The 17819-nt window shown below is 71.4% G+C and carries 15 protein-coding genes; 10 read left to right on the top strand and 5 right to left on the bottom strand.

All coding sequences use genetic code 11. The features are described 5' to 3' along the window. Nucleotides 1-60: 60 nt before the first annotated feature. Together mutM and OF380_RS18035 are read left to right on the top strand one after the other, a co-directional pair. Complete coding sequence (gene mutM / locus OF380_RS18030; protein WP_264046359.1) at nucleotides 61-960, top strand: bifunctional DNA-formamidopyrimidine glycosylase/DNA-(apurinic or apyrimidinic site) lyase; 900 nt, start codon at nucleotides 61-63, stop codon at nucleotides 958-960. A gap of 124 nt (nucleotides 961-1084) precedes the next feature. Further along, nucleotides 1085-2533 (top strand): sensor domain-containing diguanylate cyclase, encoded by a 1449-nt coding sequence (locus OF380_RS18035; RefSeq protein ID WP_264046361.1) that lies wholly within the window; start codon nucleotides 1085-1087, stop codon nucleotides 2531-2533. 48 nt (nucleotides 2534-2581) lie between these two features. Here OF380_RS18035 and OF380_RS18040 read toward each other — a convergent pair whose 3' ends face one another. The 3 genes from OF380_RS18040 to uvrB form a co-directional block, all read right to left on the bottom strand. Further along, nucleotides 2582-3292 (bottom strand): YidB family protein, encoded by a 711-nt coding sequence (locus tag OF380_RS18040; RefSeq protein WP_264046363.1) that lies wholly within the window; start codon nucleotides 3290-3292, stop codon nucleotides 2582-2584. An 82-nt stretch (nucleotides 3293-3374) separates the two neighbouring features. Continuing rightward, nucleotides 3375-3743 carry a hypothetical protein gene (locus OF380_RS18045; protein WP_264046365.1) on the bottom strand — a complete coding sequence of 123 codons (369 nt, stop codon included), beginning with the start codon at nucleotides 3741-3743 and terminating at the stop codon, nucleotides 3375-3377. Nucleotides 3744-3824: 81 nt separating this feature from the next. Further along, nucleotides 3825-6584 (bottom strand): excinuclease ABC subunit UvrB, encoded by a 2760-nt coding sequence (gene uvrB, locus OF380_RS18050; protein WP_264046367.1) that lies wholly within the window; start codon nucleotides 6582-6584, stop codon nucleotides 3825-3827. Nucleotides 6585-6636: 52 nt separating this feature from the next. Between uvrB and OF380_RS18055 the strand changes: the two genes are divergently transcribed. The 5 genes from OF380_RS18055 (at nucleotide 6637) to OF380_RS18075 (ending at nucleotide 12421) form a co-directional block, all read left to right on the top strand. Then, on the top strand, nucleotides 6637-8274 hold the full coding sequence (locus tag OF380_RS18055; RefSeq protein WP_264046369.1) for a glycosyltransferase family 61 protein: 1638 nt from the start codon (nucleotides 6637-6639) through the stop codon (nucleotides 8272-8274). Between the two features lie 117 nt (nucleotides 8275-8391). Continuing rightward, nucleotides 8392-8931, top strand: coding sequence for an ankyrin repeat domain-containing protein (locus OF380_RS18060; protein ID WP_264046371.1), 540 nt, complete (start codon nucleotides 8392-8394; stop codon nucleotides 8929-8931). Nucleotides 8932-8996: 65 nt separating this feature from the next. Further along, nucleotides 8997-10745: a pyrroloquinoline quinone-dependent dehydrogenase gene (locus tag OF380_RS18065; protein ID WP_264051387.1), complete on the top strand. Its 1749-nt coding sequence runs from the start codon at nucleotides 8997-8999 to the stop codon at nucleotides 10743-10745. Nucleotides 10746-10856: 111 nt separating this feature from the next. Beyond that, entirely contained in the window at nucleotides 10857-11279 is a 423-nt protein-coding gene (locus OF380_RS18070) for an acyl-CoA thioesterase (protein ID WP_264046373.1), read from the top strand. After that, nucleotides 11276-12421, top strand: coding sequence for an endo-1,4-beta-xylanase (locus OF380_RS18075; RefSeq protein WP_264046375.1), 1146 nt, complete (start codon nucleotides 11276-11278; stop codon nucleotides 12419-12421). Before OF380_RS18070 ends, OF380_RS18075 begins: the two co-directional genes overlap by 4 nt. A 40-nt stretch (nucleotides 12422-12461) precedes the next feature. Here OF380_RS18075 and OF380_RS18080 read toward each other — a convergent pair whose 3' ends face one another. Both OF380_RS18080 and OF380_RS18085 read right to left on the bottom strand, forming a co-directional pair. Further along, nucleotides 12462-13373 carry an alpha/beta hydrolase gene (locus OF380_RS18080; protein ID WP_264046378.1) on the bottom strand — a complete coding sequence of 304 codons (912 nt, stop codon included), beginning with the start codon at nucleotides 13371-13373 and terminating at the stop codon, nucleotides 12462-12464. Nucleotides 13374-13465: 92 nt separating this feature from the next. Then, nucleotides 13466-14368: a lytic transglycosylase domain-containing protein gene (locus tag OF380_RS18085; protein ID WP_404810479.1), complete on the bottom strand. Its 903-nt coding sequence runs from the start codon at nucleotides 14366-14368 to the stop codon at nucleotides 13466-13468. A 161-nt stretch (nucleotides 14369-14529) separates the two neighbouring features. Between OF380_RS18085 and OF380_RS18090 the strand changes: the two genes are divergently transcribed. From OF380_RS18090 to OF380_RS18100, 3 genes are read left to right on the top strand one after another with little or no spacing between them, the layout of a single operon-like run. After that, the gene (locus OF380_RS18090) at nucleotides 14530-16152 is read left to right on the top strand and encodes an ABC transporter ATP-binding protein (protein ID WP_264046380.1); all 1623 of its coding nucleotides are present in this window, start codon (nucleotides 14530-14532) and stop codon (nucleotides 16150-16152) included. Nucleotides 16153-16163: 11 nt separating this feature from the next. Continuing rightward, entirely contained in the window at nucleotides 16164-17384 is a 1221-nt protein-coding gene (locus OF380_RS18095) for a phosphopentomutase (RefSeq protein WP_264046382.1), read from the top strand. A 30-nt stretch (nucleotides 17385-17414) separates the two neighbouring features. After that, on the top strand, nucleotides 17415-17606 hold the full coding sequence (locus OF380_RS18100) for a DUF1192 domain-containing protein (protein ID WP_264046384.1): 192 nt from the start codon (nucleotides 17415-17417) through the stop codon (nucleotides 17604-17606). Nucleotides 17607-17819: the final 213 nt, after the last annotated feature.

Raw genomic sequence — 17819 nt, forward strand, 5'->3', positions numbered from 1 at the left:
CGATCCGTCGCGAGTGGCGGATCGCGTCCCCTGACGTCAATCGGAGCCCCCGTCCCACCCATGCCCGAACTTCCCGAAGTCGAGACCGTCCGCCTCGGCCTCGCGGCCGCCCTGGTCGGGGCCCGCTTCGCCCGCGTCCACCTGCGGCGTCCCAACCTGCGGTTTCCCTTCCCCGAGCGCTTCGCCGCGCGGCTCGAGGGCCGCGCCGTGACGGATCTGGCCCGGCGCGCGAAGTACCTCGTGGCGGGTCTCGATTCGGGGGAATCGCTCATCCTGCATCTCGGCATGAGCGGGCGCTTCGACGTGGCCCTTCCGGACGGCCGCAACCTGTCACCGGGGGATTTCTACCTGGAGGGCGCGCTCGGCAACGCCAAGCACGACCACGTGGTCATGGCGATGTCGAACGGCGCGACGGTGACCTACAACGACGTGCGCCGCTTCGGCTTCATGGATCTCGTGCCCACCGAATCCCTAGGGACCTGCCGGCACTTCGCAGGCATGGGGATCGAGCCCTTGAGCGACGCCCTGACGCCACAGGCCGTGGCGCGCCTGTTCCGGGGCCGGATCACCCCCCTGAAGGCGGCGCTCCTCGACCAACGCCTTATCGCGGGCCTCGGCAACATCTACGTCTGCGAGGCCCTGCACCGGGCCGGTCTGCACCCGGAGACCCCGGCCGGCAGCCTCGCCAAGGCGGATGGCACGCCCACGCCCGGCGCCAAGCGCCTGACCCGGGTGATCGGCGAGGTCTTGAGGGAGGCGGTGGCGGCCGGCGGATCGACCCTTCGGGACTACGCCCACACGGATGGCGGGTCCGGCGCGTTCCAGCACGCCTTCCGGGTCTACGACCGGGTCGGGCAGCCCTGCGGGGCGAAGGGCTGCACCGGAACGATCGGCCGGATCGTCCAATCGGGGCGCTCCACCTTCTTCTGCGCCAGCTGTCAGGTCCGCCCCGCAAAATAAATCCGGGGGTGGCGATGCGATCCCGGCGCCGGCCGCCAAATGTTAAGCTCCGATTCGCACTCTCGATGCCTAAGATAGGGGCAATGTCGATCCGCAACATCGGAACGATTGATCCAGGACCCGCATGTATCCCACCGCCGACAACGAAGCGGATCGACTGAAAGCCCTTCGTGATCTGCGCATCATGGCCACCGAGCCGGAGCCGGAATTCGACGCCGTCTGTCGCACGGCGGCGGCCCTGTTCGGCATGCCGATCTCCTACGTCTCCCTGGTCGAAGCGGACCACCAGTGGTTCAAGGCCAAATGCGGCCTCGAACAGAACCAGACGGAGCGGAAAGGCGCCTTCTGCAACTACGCGATCCTCTCGGACGCGGTCTTCGTGGTGGAGGATGCGCGGGAGGATGAACGCTTCCGGGATGCGCCCCTGGTGACCCAGCCGCCGCAGGTGCGCTTCTACGCCGGCGCGCCGCTCCATGCGGAGAACGGATTGCGGGTCGGGATCCTGTGCGTCCTCGACACCGTGCCGCGCCGCTTCTCGGCCGAGGACCACGCCCGCCTCAAGGACCTGGCCTCCGTCGTGAGCGCGCAGCTCACCCTGCACCGGGCGAAGGCGCAGCTGCGCGAGCGCGAAGCGCATTACCGCCTGCTCGCCGAGAACACCTCCGACATGGTGGTGTGGGCGACCCTCGATACGGTCCGCCGCTACGTCTCGCCGGCCGTCCGCGCCCTGCTCGGGCACGAGCCCGAGGACCTCATCGGAACGAAGCCCCTCGATCAGGTCCATCCCGACGACCGGGACGATTTCGGCCGGCTCCTGCGCGACATGTGCGCGGGCCGACTCGACCGGGCGGTCGCGCGCCAGCGCTACCGGCGCAAGGACGGGACCTGGGTCTGGGTCGAGGCCATCTTCAACGTCACCTTCGACGCCGAGGGCGTCGAGCGCACCGGCTACGTGGCGGCCGTGCGCGACATCACCGAGCGCAAGGAAGCGGAGCACCGGATCGCCCACATGGCGCGGCACGATGCCCTGACCGACCTCGCCAACCGCACCCTGTTCCGGGAACGCCTCACCCAGGAGATCGCGCAGTCGCGCCGCCGTGCGGGCGGGTTCGCGGTGCTGTGCCTGGACCTCGACCGCTTCAAGGCGGTGAACGACACCTTCGGCCATCATGCCGGAGACATACTGCTGCGCACGGTTGCCCAGCGCCTGCGCGCGATCGTGCGGACCGAGGACACCGTCGCGCGCATCGGCGGCGACGAATTCATGGTGATCCAGACCGGCCCGGTGGTCGCGAGCAGCATCCGGACGCTGGCCCGGCGCATCATCGACACGATCTCGCAACCGATCGATCTCGACGGCGATCCCATCGTGGTCGGCACCAGCGTCGGCATCGCGGTCGCCCCGCAGGACGGCATGGACCCCGATCAGCTCTGCCGGAACGCCGACCTCGCCCTGTTCGAGGCGAAGAACGCCGGCCGCAACACCTTCCGGTCCTACGAAGCGGGCATGCGCTTCGGGACGCTGGGACCGGAAGGGCGACGCTCCCCGGGAACATCGCCGCCGGCCAGGTGAGGGCAATCCCCGGCCGACGGTACCCGCCCCGTCAGTGGAGGATCGTGCCTACCAACCGCGCGTATCCGCCCCGGTGGGCCGCCGCCCCTCGGGCGTCAGGGCGTTGATGACCTGAGGCAGCGCCTGGGAGAGTTGCGCGAGCAGGTCGTCGCGGTTCATGCCGGTGCGCTGCTCGAGGGCGCCGACCGTCTCCGGACCCAGGGCGTCGGCGAGCCGGTTCGGCGGGACCGGACGGTTCTCGCCGTGGCCGATCCAGGATTCCATGACGTCGCCGAGGCCGCCGCGCTGAAACTGCTCGATCAGCCCGTCGAGACCGCCCCGCCCGTTGGCGGGCTCTTCGTCGAGACGGGCATAGGGTCCGGCGCCGGGGTCGCGCGAACCGCCGCCGGACGACCGCTCGCCCGGCCCGTCGAGCATGCCCGACAGGTCGCTGAAGTCGCCCTCGCGCCCGCGCGGCTGATCGAGCGGCCCACCGCGGTCCTCGCCGCGATCCCAGGACGATCCGCCATCCTGGCCGAAGCCGCCGATATCCCCGTCGTCGCGTCCGCGCGGCTCGGGTGCGTCCCGGCGCTGCCCGCCGCCGAGGAGATCGCCGAGGCCGCCAGCACCCTTGGACATGAGGAGCATCAGCAGGGCCTGGACCAGGGGCGACATCGCCCCGCCGAGGGCACCGCCGCCCTGGCCGCCGCGCTCCGGCTGGCGCCCGCCTCCGAGCACCTGACCGAGAACACCGCCGATGACTTGATCGAGCAGACCCATGTTCGCTTCCTCCGTTGCGTGCGTGTCCGGATTGATGCGGGGATGCGGCGCCCGCGCAGGGACGCCGATCGATCCGTCGCCGTCAGTCCCGCCGGGTGCCGCCGGTGGCGGCGCGGTCCCGTGCGGGCAGGTGATCGAGGGGATTGGTCCGGGCGCCCCGCTTCGCGTCGCCGGCCATGACATCCGTGCTGGACGAGATGGCGCTCGGCGGTGCGACCTGTCCGGTCGGGCGCTCCGACGCGGTGCCGGCGCCATCGCGGCCCGGCAGCGTGCCGGGGGTCGGCTGATCGTTCGGGTTCGCCGCGCTCTGCGCGGCGGCGGGCTGCACCCCGAGCGATCCGGGCACGAAGCCCGAGATCGCCGTGATCGCGAGGCTGCCGAGGAAGAGGGCGGTGATGGCCGAGCCGGCGCGTGGCCGGAACGGCGAGCGGGAGGGGCGGGGCGCTGTCACGGAGTCGTCTCCAGGGTCGGGGCCGGCGTTGCCCAACCAAGCCCCGGTACGCCGGAAGGGTTCCGCCGTCCGGCCTCGCGATCAGCCGCGCTTGCGCCCGCCCCCGCCCTTGTATTTCGGCTTCTGCCCGCCGAGCCCCTGCGTCGAGCGCGCCTTCGGGCGCTCCTGCCAGACGGGTGCGCCCACGGGAATCTCGCGGTCCGTGCCCGGCCCCATGTTGTCGAGGGTCGGCTTCGCGATGCGGCTCCCCTTGGAGCCGCCCTTGGCGCCGTAGCGCCCGGCCTCCCGCTCGACGTCGCCCTGGCGCGCCATTGGATCGTCCGAGACCAGGAGTTCCGTCGCCTGGAGACGCTTCAGCTCGTCGCGCAGGCGCGCCGCTTCCTCGAAGTCGAGGTCGGCCGCGGCCGTGCGCATCCGCTTCTCGAGATCGGCCATCACGGCCTTGAAGTTGTGGCCGATCGTGACCGCGTCCTTGGCGAGGCCGGTGTCCACCTGGACGTGATCGCGCTCGAACACGCTGTCGAGGATGTCGGAGATGCCGCGCTTCACGCTCTGCGGCGTGATCCCGTGCTCCTCGTTGTAGGCGAGCTGCTTGGTGCGACGGCGCTCGGTCTCGGCCATCGCCCGCTCCATCGAACCGGTGACGTGGTCCGCGTAGAGGATGCAGCGGGCCTCGGCGTTGCGGGCGGCGCGGCCGATGGTCTGCACCAGCGAGGTCTCGGAGCGCAGGAATCCTTCCTTGTCGGCGTCGAGGATCGCCACGAGGGCGCATTCCGGGATGTCGAGACCCTCGCGCAGCAGGTTGATGCCGATCAGCACGTCAAAGGCGCCGAGCCGCAGGTCGCGGATGATCTCGATGCGCTCCAGGGTATCGATGTCGGAGTGCATGTAGCGCACGCGGACCGAGTTCTCGTGCAGGTACTCGGTCAGGTCCTCGGCCATCCGCTTGGTGAGCGTCGTCACCAGTGTCCGGTAGCCGGCCTGGGCGACCTCGCGCACCTCGCCCAGCAGGTCGTCCACCTGGCTGCGCGCAGGGCGGATCTCGATGACCGGGTCGACGAGGCCGGTGGGACGGATGACCTGCTCGGCGAAGACGCCGCCGGTCTGCTCCATCTCCCACTTCGCCGGGGTCGCGGAGACGTGGATCGATTGCGGGCGCATGGCGTCCCATTCCTCGAACCGCAGCGGGCGGTTGTCGAGGCAGGAGGGCAGGCGGAAGCCGTACTCGGCCAGCGTCGCCTTGCGGCGGAAGTCGCCCTTGTACATGCCGCCGATCTGCGGAACCGTGACGTGGCTCTCGTCGGTGAAGACGAGGGCGTTGTCGGGCAGGTACTCGAACAGGGTCGGCGGCGGCTCGCCGGGCTTACGGCCCGTCAGATACCGCGAATAGTTCTCGATGCCGTTGCAGGCCCCCGTGGCCTCGATCATCTCGATGTCGAAGGTGCAGCGCTGCTCGATGCGCTGCGCCTCGATCAGGCGGCCCATCTTCGTCAACTCGTCCACCCGCTGCTTCAGCTCGGTCTTGATGCCCTTGACCGCCTGCTGGAGGGTAGGACGCGGCGTGACGTAGTGCGAGTTGGCGTAGACCTTCACGAACTTGAGGTCGTTGATCTTCTTGCCGGTCAGGGGATCGAACTCGGTGATCGATTCGATCTCGTCGCCGAACAAGCCGATGCGCCAGCCGCGATCGTCCAGGTGGGCGGGCCAGAGTTCGATCACGTCGCCGCGGACCCGGAAGGTGCCGCGCGCGAAGTCCGACTGGATGCGCTTGTACTGCAGCGCCACGAGATCGGCGATGAGCTGGCGCTGCTCGATCTTCTCCTCCAGCGACACCGTGAACGACATGGCGGTGTAGGTCTCCACCGAGCCGATGCCGTAGATGCACGAGACCGAGGCGACCAGGATGACGTCGTCGCGCTCCAGGAGGGCCCGCGTGGCAGCGTGGCGCATCCGGTCGATCTGCTCGTTGATCGAGGACTCCTTCTCGATGAAGGTATCCGAGCGCGGCACGTAGGCCTCGGGCTGATAATAGTCGTAGTACGAGACGAAGTACTCCACCGCGTTGTCGGGGAAGAAGGACTTGAACTCCCCGTAGAGCTGCGCCGCGAGCGTCTTGTTCGGCGCCAGGATCAGGGCGGGGCGCTGCGTCTCGGCGATCACCTTCGCCATGGTGAAGGTCTTGCCCGAGCCGGTGACGCCGAGCAGCACCTGGTCGCGCTCGGCCTTCTTCACGCCCTCCACGAGTTCCGCGATGGCGCGGGGCTGGTCGCCCGCCGGCTCGAACTCGGACTTCAGGGTGAAGGGGACACCGCCCTCCGACTTCTTCGGCCGCTCGGGTCGGTGGGGCACCCAGGTCTGGCCGTCCCGGAACAGCGGGTTGCCTTCGGTGAGCAGGCGCGAGAGCGCGTCGACCGTGGCCGAGACGCCGTCGCTCGCGAGCGAGGTCTCGTCCGTGTCGAGCTGGCCCTCCGGCACCGGACCGTCCTCGGACGCCCGCAACCCCAGCGCTTGGGCGAGGCGCGGGTCGACATCGGCGGCCTCGGCGTGCATGAACCCCGCCTGAGGCGCCTCCGACATTCCCGGCCGAGGGGTCGGACGCTTCGAGCGTCCCGGGGCCTTGGCTGCCTTGGGGGCGGGCTCGGGCGTGGGCAACCGATTGCGGTTGAGGGCCGGGCTGAGCAGGGCCGCGAGGTGCTCGTCGAGCGGCTGCAGCTCGGGCTTCGACGCCTTGGAGTTCGGCGTCTTTGAGCCCGGAGTCTTTGAGCTCGGAGTCTTGGAACTCCGAGTTCTGGAACTCGGAGTTTCGGCGGACGCGGCGCGGGGGGGCTTCGGAGTCGGCATGGCACAAGTATGGTTCCTGCCCTCCACTTGGAAAAGGGCTTGGACCCGGAGGATGTGGCGCCGGTTCCGGTCCGCCCTCGGGGTCGGGGCGAAGGAGGGCGATTTGGCGCGCCTCGCCCGGGAACCGGCGGTGGTTGCGCTGGCCACTCAACCGAGCGCGATCCTGATCCTGTGCGACCGCGTCGACCCCGACCTCGCGGCCTTCGGCGAACGCTTCCTGCAGGCCCCGATCTGGCTGGTGACCGAGAACCCGACCCTCGCGGCCGAGGCTCCCGCCGGCGTGACCGTCTGGTGCGGGCGGATCGCCGACCGGCGCTGGCTGCGCTCGCTGGCGGCGTTCCACGGCCCGAGCCTCGTCATCGATCAGCGGGCCCGCGACCCGGCCGCGCAGGCCCGGGCCCTTGCGGTCCTCCTGCCCGACCTGGCCCGGGGGGGCGCCTACGCCCTGCGGGTCGGGAGCGGGCTCGGCACACGCCTCGCCGCCCGGCTCCATCCCGCGCCCGCCCTGGAGGGGCGCCTCGCGAGGCTGGGATGCCGGACGGCGCGGGCGGCCCGGAGCCCGCCGGGGACCGGATACCGGGTCGTCGCCAAGCCCGCCGGCCCGGCCACGGCGATCCGGCTCCTGGCGGCCTCGGCGATCCCCGGCTCGCTGGCGGCGACCGTCGAGACCACGACCTACCGGCGGGCGAACGCGGATTTGATCGACGCGCCGCCCTGGATCGTCGCGGGCGTGGCGGCCTATGCCGGCTGCGACGTCGTTCCGCCCGAGGCGCGCGTCCATCGCTTCCGCGACGCCGTCGTGTTCGGATACGGCCTCGTCCAAGTCGGTGACGCCGTCATCGAGGAGAGCCTGATCAACCGCGACCGGAGCGCCTATCTCGGCGCCCTGTCCCTTTCGGCGGACGGGACGGGGGAGGTCCGCCACACCCTGCCGCGCCCGCGCCGGATCGCCGGGCGCACGGTGCACCTCTGGCAGCTCTGGGCGGAGAATTACGGCCATTGGCTGATCGAGTGCCTGCCCCGCCTGCATGTGGCCGCACGCGCGGGGCTCCTCGACGGCGCGAAGGTCACCGTCCAGGCCGTGCCCGGGATGGAGCGGCTGTATCGCGACTCGCTCGCCGTCCTGGGGATCGGCGAGGACCGGATCGTCTGGCTCACCCAGCGCGAGGTGGTGTTCGAGGAGCTGATCTACCCGACCCCGATCACCCGCCAGCCCGCCACGAAGTCCCCCCTGGTGATCGAGGCCGCCACCGACCTGCGTGACCGCATCGGCCCACCGGCCGGGACATTGTCCGAGCGGATCTACGTGAGCCGGAACCGCGGCGGCCGGCGTCGCCTCGCCAACGAGTCCGAGGTGATCGCGCTCCTCGAGGCGCGCGGCTACCAGCTGGTGCACCCGGAGACCGAGACCTTCGCGCGCCAGATCCAGATTTTCGCCGCCGCGCGGTTCGTGGTGGGCGGGATGGGCGCGGCCCTGGCCAACCTCGCCTTCGCGCCGGCCGGCACGCGCTGCCTGATGCTGACCAACCAGGACATGATGGACGATTTCTTCCTCGACCTGATGGGGCTCAAGGAAGGCCACTACGTCTCCATCCACGGGACGAGCCTGTCCCCGGAACTCGGCATGCAATCCGACTACACCATCGACACAGATATCCTCCGGGCGGCCCTCGACCGCCACGGCTTCTGAGGATCGCCCGTCCGGCCACGTCTCGACTCGCGGCCGTACGGGGCTAAATGACCGGAGCCGACCGTGGCGTCCTCGCGTCGCGGCGACGATCCCTCGCCTCGATGACCGGACACCCGCATGGATCCCGAGCCCACCCCGAAGCCCGAACTCGACGCCGAAACCCTGGCCTTCGCCGGGCGGGTCTTCCAGTACGCCCGCCTCGGCCATGCCGACGAACTCGCCGACCTGTTCGGCCAGGGACTTCCGGCCAACCTGCGCAACGACAAGGGCGACAGCCTGCTGATGCTCGCCGCCTATAACGGGCAGGCCGAGGCCGCCCGGATCATCCTCGCGCATGGCGGCGACCCGGAGCTTGCCAACGACCGAGGCCAGACCCCGCTGGCCGGAGCCGCCTTCAAGGGCGACATCGCCATGGTCACCCTGCTCCTCGCCCAGGGCGCGCTGGTCGACGGCGCCGGCGACGGGAACCGCACGGCGCTGATGACGGCGGCGATGTTCAACCGCACCGAGATGGTGGACCTGCTCCTCGCCCATGGGGCGGACCCGGATCTGCGGGACGGCACCGGGCTCACCGCCGCCGAGATGGCCCAGTCGATGGGCGCCGCCGACACGCCGCTGCAGCTCGCCAAGGCGAAGCGGCCCGGAACTTCCGCCTGAAGCCGAGCAATCACGGCAACGCGGTCATACGGACGAGGGGAACGGGTATGGGTCTGGCACGCGTCATGGGCTTTGCCGCCCTTCTCGTCACGGCGCAGGTCCCGGCGCCGGCCTCCTCCGACGACTGGCCGATGTTCGGGCGCGACCACACCAACCAGCACTTCTCGCCGCTGACGCAGATCGACCGCGCCACCGTGAAGGCCCTGCGCCCGGCCTGGATCTTCCAGACCGGCATCACCGGCTACTTCCAGGCGGAGCCCGTCGTGGTCGGGACCACGCTCTACGTCTCCACCACCCAGAACCACGTCGCCGCCCTCGATGCCCGCGACGGCCGGGTGCTCTGGACCTACACCCACCGGCCGCGCACGGAGAAGATCTTCGGGCCGCCCTCGAACCGGGGCGTGGCGGTCTCGGACGGCCGGGTCTTCGAGGCGACGATGGACGGGCGGATCATCGCCCTCGACGCCAAGACGGGAACGCTGCTCTGGGACCACGAAGCGGTGCGCCCCGAGGAGGGCGAGTCCGAAACCGCCTCGGCGCTGGCGGACACGCTCGGCGCCAAGGGCGTGCAGGGATCGAGCCGGCTCGGGTTCAAGATGCCGCCCCTGGTGGCGCAGGGCCTCGTCGTCGTCGGGGTGGCGGGCGCCGGCTACGGCCTGCACGTGGAGGACGACAAGGGCGGCCTCGACGGGGGCGCCGTGGTCGGTATCGAGGGCGGCTACGGCCGGCGCGGCTGGCTCGCCGCCTACGACGCCGCCACGGGGGCCGAGCGCTGGCGCTGGTACGTCACCAAGGCGGATGGCTGGGAAGGGGACTTCGCCGCGACGACGCCCGACGGCGTTCCGCTCCACCGCGACATTCCGGCAGAGAAGGCCGCCGCCCCGGCCCACCGCGAGGCCTGGCGCGTCGGGGGCGGCTCGCTCTGGATGACGCCCGCCTACGATCCGGATCTCGGGCTGATCTATGTCGGGACCGGCAACCCGGCGCCGCAGAATTTCGGCCTCTCCCGGCCCGGGGACAACCTCTACACCATGAGCCTCGTGGCCCTCGACGTCCGTACCGGGCAGTTGCGCTGGCACTACCAGCAGGTGCCGCACGACGAGTGGGGCTACGACGTCGCGAGTCCGCCCTTTCTCCTCGACCAGCCGACGCCGCAGGGACCGGTCAAGGCCGTGGCGCAGGGCTCGAAGACGGGCTGGATCTACGTCCACGACCGGGCCACGGGCCAGTTGCTGACCCGTTCCGAACCGCTCGTCACGCAGAAGAACCTCTACGCGCCGCCGACCGAGGCCGGCACGGTGGTGAGCCCCGGCCCCCTCGGGGCGATCTCCTGGCATCCGGTGGCGTACGACGCGCGGGGCGGGACGGCCTTCGCCCAGGTCCGGCACGGGGCCACCACCTACGTGGTGCGGACCGTCCCGGCCACACCCACGCGCCCGGCCATCCGCTACACGGAAACCGCGGAGGCGAAGGGCGAGCCGAGCTTCAGCACCCTGACGGCGGTGGACCTCGCCGGGGGCGGCGCGATCAAGTGGTCGGTGAAGGGGGGCAGCCGGCTCTCCGGCGGCACCCTCGCCACCGCCGGCGGCCTCGTCTTCTCCGGCGAGGAGGACGGGCACCTCGATGCCCACGACGCCCGGACCGGCGCGGTCCTGTGGCGCTTCCAGTGCGGCGCCGGCATCGGCGGGCCGCCGATCACCTATGCGCTCGACGGCCGGCAATACGTGGCGGTGGCAGCGGGCGGGGCCTCCTTCACGAAGGGATCCGGCTTCGGCACCGGCGACGCCCTCGTGGTGTTCGCGCTGCCGGAATAGGCGCAATCGGGATTGGCCGCCTGTTCGGCTCGGACCGGATGTGACATGAGGCCACGGGCGGCGCGTCCCTTGCGTCGACCGGTCCATCGCCCCCCGAGTCCGCACGCCATCATGACGACCGACGCTCCCGAACCGCACCCGCCCGCAGACCGGGGCCCCCCGGTGGTCCGCACCATCGCGATGCCCGCCGACACCAACCCGGCCGGGGACATCTTCGGCGGCTGGCTGATGGGGCAGATGGATCTCGCGGCGGGCAACGTCGCCGCCCGCCGCTCGCGGGGACGCTGCGCCACCATTTCGGTGGAGGCGATGACCTTCCACCGACCGGTGATCGTCGGCGACGAGGTCAGCATCTATGCCTGGATCGTGCGCGTCGGGCGCACCTCGATGGTCATCCAGGTCGAGGTCTGGCGCCGCGAGCGCGAGGGCGAGGCCACCATGAAGGTGACGGAGGGGCTGTTCACCTTCGTGGCCATCGGGGCCGACCGCCGGCCCCGGCTCATTCCCCCCGAGCGGGAGACGGTCGAGGCGTGAGCGGCGCGGGGGTATCCCGGCGCGGGCTGCTCGCCGGCACCCTCGGCGCCTTCGCGCTCGCGGGGGACCGTGCCCGGGCCGGGACGCCCTCCTGGTCGGCCGACAGCCTCAACGCGGCGGCGGCGCGCAAGGGCATCGCCTACGGGTCGGCCGTGAACGGCGTCACGCTCCGCCAGCAGCCGGCCTACGGCCGGGCGCTGGCGCGGGAGGCCGGCATCCTCGTGTCCGAGAACGCGATGAAGCTGACCTATGCCTGGCGGAGCCCCGACGCCCTCGACTTCACCTACGCGGACGAGGTCGTGGCCTTCGCGGAGGGCAACCGCCAGCGCATGCGCGGGCACACCCTGGTCTGGCACGAGGGGCTGCCGGACTGGGTTCCGGCCCGTCTCGCGGGCGGCCAGGGCGAGGTGTTCCTGCGCCGCTGGATCGACGCCATGGCGGGGCGCTATCGGGGCCGGATCGAGGCCTGGGACGTGGTCAACGAGGTCTGCGGCCCCCATGACGGCCGCGCCGACGGGCTGCGGCGCACGCCCTGGCTGGAAGCGCTCGGCCCGCGCTACCTCGATCTCGCCTTCCGCATGCAGCACGCGGCGGATCCCGGGGCTGCGGGGGTCTGGAACGAGAACGACCTCGAACTCGACGCGGATTGGATCGACGCCCGCCGCGCCATGGTGCTGCGGACGCTCGAAGGCCTGCGCTCGCGGGGCGTCCCGATCCGCCGCCTCGGCCTCCAGGGCCACCTCTACGCCAAGCACCCGCTGAACCAGGAGAAGCTCAGGCGCTTCCTGCGCGCGGTGGCGGAGATGGGCCTCGCCATCGAGGTCACCGAATTGGACATCAACGACCGGGACTATCCCGCCGACCTGAAGGCCCGGGACGGGGCGGTCTCGGACCTCGCCCGCCGCTTCCTCGACGTGGTGCTGGACGAGCCGGCCGTGCTCAACGTGCTGACCTGGGACATCACCAACCGCAACACCTGGCTGAACACCAGCCCGCAGCGCCGGCGCACCGACGGCCTGATCCAGCGCGCGCTCCCCCTGGACGAGAACCTCGCCCGCACGCCCCTCTGGGCGGCGATGCACAAGGCCTTCTCGGACGCGCCCGACCACCGCAAGGCACGCGAGGCCTTGCGCCGGGCCTGAGGTCTCGCGCCGGGCCTGACCCCCTGCGCCAAGCCTGACCTCAGTTGCCGAGCATTCGGGCCTGCAGGGGCCGCTCGCCGCCGGCCTGCTGGCGCAGGAAGGCCGCCATCTCGGCGAGTTCCGGCGCCTTCGAACGGAAGGTCACGGAAAGCGCCAGCAGCGTATCGGCATGGTCGAGTCCGGGATAGATCCGTTCCTGCACCGGCACGCGGGCCTCGCGCAGGCGGGCGGCGAGGTTCTTCGTGTTGGATGGCCGCACGACCGTGTCGCCGTCGCCCGACGCCAGGAAGGCCGGGGGCGAGCGCGGACCCGCGAAGGTGATGGGCTGGGTGGCCGGTTTGTCCGGCGCCGCGCCGAACACCTCCGTGGCGGTGCCGGCATCGAGGGGCAGGAAGTCGTAGGGGCCGGAGAGCCCCGCCACAGCCCGGATCACGCGCGGGTCGACGCCGGCCCGGCGCAGGTAGCTCGGGTCGAGCCCCAGCATGACGGCGTTGTAGGCTCCCGCCGAGTGGCCCGCGAGCACGATCCGGCGCGGGTCGCCGCCATAGGCCGCGATGTTCGCCTGCACCCAGGCGACGGCGCGGGCCCCGTCATCGAGGAAGTCGGGGAACCGGACCTCCGGATAGAGCCGGTAATCCGGCAGCACTGTGACGAAGCCCTGCGCGGCCAGCGCCTGCCCCACGAAGGCGTAATCCTCCTTCGCGCCGTTCTTCCAGGAGCCACCGTAGAAGAACACCAGGACCGGGGCCCCCTCTGGCGCCGCCACGGGGGTGAAGACGTCGAGGCGCTGGCGCGGATGGCTCCCGAAGGCGGCGTCCTTCAGGCTGAGGCGGCCGCCGTCGTCCCGGGGGCCGATCGCGTCGAAGAAGGCGAGCGGCGAGCAGGCCGTGATTCCCAGCGCGACGAGCGCGAGGGTGGTGAAACCGGCAAGGACGGCGAGAACCCGGGTCATGCATCTCTCTGTTGGGGCGCGTGCCCCCTGTGACAGGGCAGGCGCGGCGGATTGATGGCGCGATCGGCGCGGTTTCGCGAATGGCGGGGAGATCAGGTCCTGAGGACCAGGCAGGCGCCGCCGACCCCGCGGATGCGGCCGCACAGGGTGTCGGCGGCCTCGCGGCTCTGGGCCGGGATACGGATGCGGTAGAAGGCGCGGGTGCCCCGGCTGCGCAGGCGTGTGCCGATGATCATGGGGCGAACATCGCCGATGACGCTTGTGTAGAGCTTCCGTGTCCGCGCGAAGCTCTGCAGCGCCAAGGCTTTGGAGAAGTTCCCGGCGAGTTGGATGCCCCAGGGCGCCGCCGGTCCCTCGTTGCCGCCGAGGGCGAAGCGGTCGCCGCGCGACGGAATGCGCAGGGCCGCCGTCACCTGGAGGCAGGTCTTCCCGGCATCCGGCTTGGTGCCCGCCGGCTTCTCACCCGCTTCCCCGCCCTCGGGCATCTCGATCCCGGCGCCGGGGCGCCAGTCCTCGGCGGGCGCGCCCGTGATCGCGAGCACGTAGTTGCGGGTCTCCGAGGGCAGGCCCCCGGTTCCGGCGAGCCAGGACGAGACCCGGCCCGGCCCGCCATTGTAGGCCGCCGCCGCCAGACCGAGGTTGCCGAACTGCCGGTTGAGGTCCGCGAGCAGGTGGGCCGCATGCGGGATCGCCTGCTCGGGGTCGAACGGGTCCGCGAGTCCGCGCTCGCGGGCCGTGCCGGGCATGAACTGCGCGACCCCCTGCGCCCCCACGGGGCTCACGGCGCCGACCCGGAAGGCGCTCTCGCGCCAGATCAGCCGCGTCAGAAACGGGACGGGCAAACCGCGCGCCTTGGCCGATCCCTCGATCAACCGGCACAGGGCCTGCTCCACGGTCTCGGTCGCCCCCTCGGCGGCCGCGACAGCGCGCCCGGGCACGAGCAGCACCAGCAGCAGGACGAGGAGGGCGGGGAAGTCTCGAAGGAACGCGATCACTCGCCGGTTGTAGAGCGCCGCCGCCCGCGATCAATGATGTCGATCAAGGTCGGAGGCGTTGCGCGCGGCGACGACGGAGTTCGCCGTTCGCCGGCACCCACGCTATAACCGACCGATAGAGCCTTTTACCCAACGTCAGCCCCGCTCCGAAACAGGCCTCGATGACCGAAACGCTGCTCGACGTTCAGGACCTGTCCGTCGTCTTCCACGGGCGGGAGCGCGAGACGCGGGCCGTCGACGGCGTCAGCTTCAGCATCCGGGCGGGAGAGACCCTGGCGCTGGTTGGCGAATCCGGGTCCGGCAAGTCGGTGACGGCCCTCTCGATCCTGCGGCTCCTGGATGCCGGGGCGACGCATCCGGGCGGGCGGATCCTGTTCAAGGGCCAGGATCTGCTGACGCTGCCGGAGCGGCGCCTGCGCGGCATCCGCGGGGCCGACATCACCATGGTGTTCCAGGAGCCGATGACCTCCCTCAACCCGCTGCACAGCATCCAGCGGCAGATCGGCGAGGTGCTGCAGGTGCATCGCGGCCTCTCGGGGCGCAGGGCGCGCGCGCGCATCCTCGAACTCCTCGACCTCGTCGGGCTGCGCGATGCCGAGCGGCGCCTCAACGCCTATCCGCACGAATTGTCGGGCGGCCAGCGCCAGCGCGTGATGATCGCCATGGCGCTCGCCTGCGAGCCGGACCTGCTGGTGGCCGACGAGCCGACCACCGCCCTCGACGTCACGGTGCAGGCCCAGATCCTCACCCTGCTCGCCGACCTGCAGAAGCGCCTCGGCATGGCGATGCTGTTCATCACCCACGACCTCGGCATCGTGCAGCGCATCGCCACGCGCGTCTGCGTCATGCTCTCCGGCCGGATCGTCGAGGCCGGGCCGGTGACCGAGATCTTCGCCCGGCCGCAGCACGACTACACCAAGCGCCTCCTCGCCTCGGAGCCGAAGGGGCGCGCGAACCCGGTGGCGGCGGATGCGCCCCGCCTGCTGGAGACCGGCCCGCTGAAGGTCTGGTTCCCGATCCGGGAAGGCTGGCTCCGCCGCACCACGAGCCACGTCAAGGCGGTGGACGGTGTCGCCCTCCGGGTTCGCGCCGGTGAGACCGTGGGAGTGGTGGGCGAATCCGGTTCCGGCAAGACGACCCTGGGGCTGGCGCTCCTGCGGCTCACCGGATCCGAAGGCCCCATCGTCTTCCTCGGCACCTCCATCGCCGGACTGCCGCCCGCCGCCATGCGCCCGGTCCGGCGCGACATGCAGGTCGTCTTCCAGGACCCCTACGGCTCCCTCTCGCCCCGCATGACGGTGGCCGATATCGTCGCCGAGGGCCTCGTGGTGCAGGGCGCGGTGAAGACCCGGGCCGAGCGGCAGGCGGTGGTGGCCAAGGCGCTCGCCGATGTGGGGCTCGATCCGGCGACCATGAACCGCTACCCGCACGAATTCTCCGGCGGCCAGCGCCAGCGCATCGCCATCGCACGGGCCATCGTGCTCAAGCCGAAATTCATCGTCCTCGACGAGCCGACCTCGGCCCTCGACCGTTCCGTGCAGGCGCAGATCGTGACGCTCCTGCGCGACCTCCAGCGCGAGCGGGGCCTCGCCTACCTGTTCATCAGTCACGACCTCAAGGTGGTGCGGGCGCTCGCGAACTACGTCCTGGTGATGCAGAACGGCCGGGTGGTGGAGGAGGGGGCGGCCGAAGCGATCTTCGCCGCGCCGCGGACCGCCTACACCCAGGCGCTCTTCGCCGCCGCCTTCGACCTCGAGAGCGCCGCCGACGCGGTCCCGGCCTGACGGAAAGAGCCATGGCGCGCGCCCTCCTCATCGTACTCGATTCCGTCGGCATCGGCGGCGCGCCGGATGCCGAGGCTTACGGCGACGCCGGCGCCGACACCCTCGGCCACATCGCGCAGGCCTGCGCCGAGGGGCGCGGCGACCGTCCGGGCCTGCGCGCCGGCCCCCTGTCCCTGCCGAACCTCGCCGGCCTCGGCCTCGGGCTGGCGGCGCAGGGGGCGACCGGGCTGGTGCCGCCCGGGCTCGCGATCCGGCAGCCTCCGGACGGGGCCTATGGCCACGCGGTCGAGCAGGCCGCCGGCAAGGACACGCCCTCGGGTCACTGGGAGATCGCGGGCGTGCCCGTGCGCACGCCCTGGGGGTACTTCCCGGTCACGGTCCCGACCTTCCCGGTGGCCCTCACGGAAGCGCTGGTCGCGCAGGCCGGGCTCCCGGGGATCCTCGGGGATTGCCATGCGGCCGGCACCGCCATCATCGAGCGGCTCGGGGACGAGCACATCCGGACGGGGCGGCCGATCTGCTACACCTCCGCCGACAGCGTCTTCCAGATCGCCGCCCACGAGGACCATTTCGGCCTGGATCGACTCTACGCCACCTGCCGCATCGCCCGCGGCCTCTGCGACCCCTACCGGGTCGGACGGGTGATCGCCCGGCCCTTCGTCGGCGACGCGGGACACGGGTTCCGGCGCACCGCGAACCGCAAGGACTACGCCGTCGAGCCGCCGGGCCGCACGCTCCTCGATGTCCTGGCCGAGGCCGGGCGCGCGGTGGTCAGCGTCGGCAAGATCGGCGACATCTTCGCGCATCGCGCCACCGGCCGGGAGATCAAGCCGGCCGGTAACGCGGCCTGCCTGGACGCCGCCCTCGATGCCTTCGCGACCCTGTCCGACGGGGGCCTCGTCTTCCTCAACCTCGTGGATTTCGACACCGAATACGGCCACCGGCGCGACGTCCCGGGCTATGCCGCCGAACTCGAAGCCTTCGACGCGCGGCTCCCCGGGATCCGGGCCGTCCTGCGGGCCGGCGACCTCTGCCTCATCACCGCCGATCACGGCAACGACCCGACCTGGACGGGCACGGAACACACGCGCGAGCAGGTGCCGGTCCTCGCCTTCGGCCCGGACCTCGCGTCCCGGTCGATCGGACGGCGCGAGAGCTTCGCGGATATCGGCGCGACGCTGGCCCGGCACCTCGGTCTGGCGCCCCTGGAGGCTGGGACGTCTTGGCTTTAGTCCGGCGAACGCGATGGAAGGGAGGCGAACATGCGGGACGCAGATGAGGGCAGGGCGCGCGAGACGGTCTCGCACCGGGTCGGCGAGGTGCTGGACACCCTCTCGGTCGAGGAACTCGACGCGCGCATCGCCATCCTGAAGGCCGAGATCGCTCGGATCGAGGCGGCACGCGCGGCCAAGACGGAAGCCCTCGCGCGGGCCGGATCGATCTTTCGCTTCTGATACCGGCACCCGCCGATCGATAACGGTCGGCGGAGGGTCGCCGCCGCGCGGGCCGACTCCGATGCGTCGGGCTCATCAAGGCCCGGTCGAGGGGATTTCCGACGACGGGCAGTGTTCACGTTTTCGAAAGCGGTCGAGCACCGCGGCGCTGCGTGAGACGCCTACGCAAAGATCCGGAAACAATTTCCCCCAAATAGAGGATGCTACTGTTCA

The organism is Methylobacterium sp. FF17 (assembly GCF_025813715.1).
GTDB classification, from domain to species: domain Bacteria; phylum Pseudomonadota; class Alphaproteobacteria; order Rhizobiales; family Beijerinckiaceae; genus Methylobacterium; species Methylobacterium flocculans.

Coding starts and splice junctions, on each gene's coding strand:
- OF380_RS18095 (WP_264046382.1), top strand. CDS start 16,164: ATGGCGCGCGCCCTCCTCATCGTACTCGATTCCGTCGGCATCGGCGGC.
- OF380_RS18040 (WP_264046363.1), bottom strand. CDS start 3,292: ATGGGTCTGCTCGATCAAGTCATCGGCGGTGTTCTCGGTCAGGTGCTC.
- OF380_RS18060 (WP_264046371.1), top strand. CDS start 8,392: ATGGATCCCGAGCCCACCCCGAAGCCCGAACTCGACGCCGAAACCCTG.
- OF380_RS18100 (WP_264046384.1), top strand. CDS start 17,415: ATGCGGGACGCAGATGAGGGCAGGGCGCGCGAGACGGTCTCGCACCGG.
- OF380_RS18090 (WP_264046380.1), top strand. CDS start 14,530: ATGACCGAAACGCTGCTCGACGTTCAGGACCTGTCCGTCGTCTTCCAC.
- OF380_RS18070 (WP_264046373.1), top strand. CDS start 10,857: ATGACGACCGACGCTCCCGAACCGCACCCGCCCGCAGACCGGGGCCCC.
- OF380_RS18080 (WP_264046378.1), bottom strand. CDS start 13,373: ATGACCCGGGTTCTCGCCGTCCTTGCCGGTTTCACCACCCTCGCGCTC.
- mutM (WP_264046359.1), top strand. CDS start 61: ATGCCCGAACTTCCCGAAGTCGAGACCGTCCGCCTCGGCCTCGCGGCC.
- OF380_RS18065 (WP_264051387.1), top strand. CDS start 8,997: ATGGGCTTTGCCGCCCTTCTCGTCACGGCGCAGGTCCCGGCGCCGGCC.
- OF380_RS18055 (WP_264046369.1), top strand. CDS start 6,637: ATGTGGCGCCGGTTCCGGTCCGCCCTCGGGGTCGGGGCGAAGGAGGGC.
- uvrB (WP_264046367.1), bottom strand. CDS start 6,584: ATGCCGACTCCGAAGCCCCCCCGCGCCGCGTCCGCCGAAACTCCGAGT.
- OF380_RS18035 (WP_264046361.1), top strand. CDS start 1,085: ATGTATCCCACCGCCGACAACGAAGCGGATCGACTGAAAGCCCTTCGT.